The following is a 1,718-nucleotide window of genomic DNA, read 5'->3' on the forward strand; positions in this document are numbered from 1 at the left end:
CCGCCGATCTGGAGTGAGCCCTGGAAGTCGCCGAGGGCTTCGCGGAGCGGGTCGTAGGCGGGGTGCGGCGTGGTGAACTTCGCGGACAAGGAACTGCCGAAGTCGGTGGCGAACGAGTCGGGCTCGATGAGGGTCACCTTGATCCCGAACGGGGCGACCTCGCCGGCAAGGGCCTGGCTGATGCCTTCGAGTGCCCACTTGGAGGCGTTGTACGCGCCCACGTTGGGGTAGGAGGTGATTCCGCCGATGGAGCTCACCTGGAGGATGTGGCCTGAGCCCTGCTCGCGCAGGTAGGGGATTGCGGCCTGGGTGACCCAGACTGCGCCGAACAGGTTGGTTTCGATGACGCCGCGCAGCTCCTTTTCGGAGAGCTCCTCTACGGCGCCGAGCTGACCGTAGCCGGCGTTGTTGACGATCACGTCGAGCCGCCCGAAGTGGGCATGGCCCTTGGCGACGGCGTCGAAAGCGGCGGCCCGGTCGGTGACGTCCAGCCGCAGCGGGAGGACCCGCTCGCCGTAGGCGGTGACGAGGTCGTCGAGCGTGGCGGTGTCGCGGGCGGTGGCCACGACGGAGTCGCCCCGGTCCAGGGCAGCTTCGGTCCACTGGCGGCCGAAGCCGCGGGAGGCGCCGGTGACGAACCAGATCTTGCTCATGATGCTTCTCTCTTTCGTGCTGGTCAGTCGTCGAGGTGGGCGGCGAAGGTGCGGAACGGGCCACGGTCGGTGTGCAGCGTCCAGATCCGCTCCGCCAGCGCCTCGGGCTCGTGGGAGGGCTCGCCGCCGCCGATGCCGCGGGGGATGATCAGCTGCGCGACGTGGATGTTCTCGGGGGCGAGCGCGTCATGCAGGAGCTGCCCGTAGGCGCTCTCCCCGGCGAAGGCGACGGAGGTGCCGGTGACCTGCGGACCGGGGCGGACGGCGCTGGCGCCGTTGATCAGGACGGTCGTGCCGCGCCCGAGGGACCGCATGCCGGGGATGACCTGGTGCGCGGCGGTCGCGGGACCGTAGATGGAGAATTCGACGGGTCCGACGAGGTCGTCGGCGACGGTCTCCAGCACGGGCCGCATGAACTCCTTCGCCGGCAGCGGGCTGTACTGCAGCACCTCGATCCGGCCGAGCTGCTCGTCTGCGGCGATCAGCGCGTCGCGCAGGGAGGCAGTGTCGCGGACGTTGGCGGTGAAGCCTTTCGCGGGGATGTCCTCAGACTTCAGGGTGCGGGCCAGTTCGTCGAGGCGGGCCTGGTTGCGGGAGATCAGCGCCACGGCGAAGCCCTTGCGCCCGAACCGGCGCGCGACGGCCAGGCCCAGTCCGGAGCCGGCGCCGATGATGGCGATGGTGGTCATGGTGTTCCTCTCAATGTCTGCGTGCATGTCGCGGTGGCGCTCACCTTGGGTGCCGTTGGCGGCGGTCGTCCGACCGGTGTCCCGGACCGCGGAGCAGGGGCGGGAGCGCAATGGATGGGGGCGATGTCCTCGGGACGGCCCGGCGCGGGCGGGGCCATGCCGGAGGCCGGCGCGCTTATGCGGTCGGTGCGGCCGCCCTCACCGGGGTGCGCGGCCGCGGCACGGGTGACCTGGATGAGGCCCGGCACGTCGATGCCGGATACGCGGTGGAAGCCGGCCGCGGTGATGTCGGCGTACTCGTGTACGCCGCAGTCGTTTCACAAGGATGTCCGGCCCGGATGCTCGGTTCGTCTCGTCGATGGGGTTCGGGGCGTCC

General features: G+C 70.5%; 2 protein-coding genes. Both read right to left on the minus strand.

The annotated features are described in order from the left end of the window. Positions 1 to 653: SDR family NAD(P)-dependent oxidoreductase (locus ACFU8Q_RS41320; RefSeq protein ID WP_384465314.1), on the minus strand; the 653-nt coding region annotated here is incomplete at its 3' end. A gap of 23 nt (positions 654 to 676) precedes the next feature. Further along, a complete protein-coding gene (locus ACFU8Q_RS41325) occupies positions 677 to 1,342 on the minus strand; it encodes an SDR family NAD(P)-dependent oxidoreductase (protein WP_384465317.1) in 666 nt (221 codons plus the stop codon). Positions 1,343 to 1,718 lie beyond the last annotated feature (376 nt).

Origin of the sequence: Streptomyces sp. NPDC057543 (assembly GCF_042801895.1) — a bacterium.
Lineage (GTDB): Bacteria > Actinomycetota > Actinomycetes > Streptomycetales > Streptomycetaceae > Streptomyces.

Bases quoted from the DNA above. Each gene is read 5' to 3' on its own strand.
- ACFU8Q_RS41325 (WP_384465317.1), bottom strand. From the start codon at position 1,342: ATGACCACCATCGCCATCATCGGCGCCGGCTCCGGACTGGGCCTGGCC.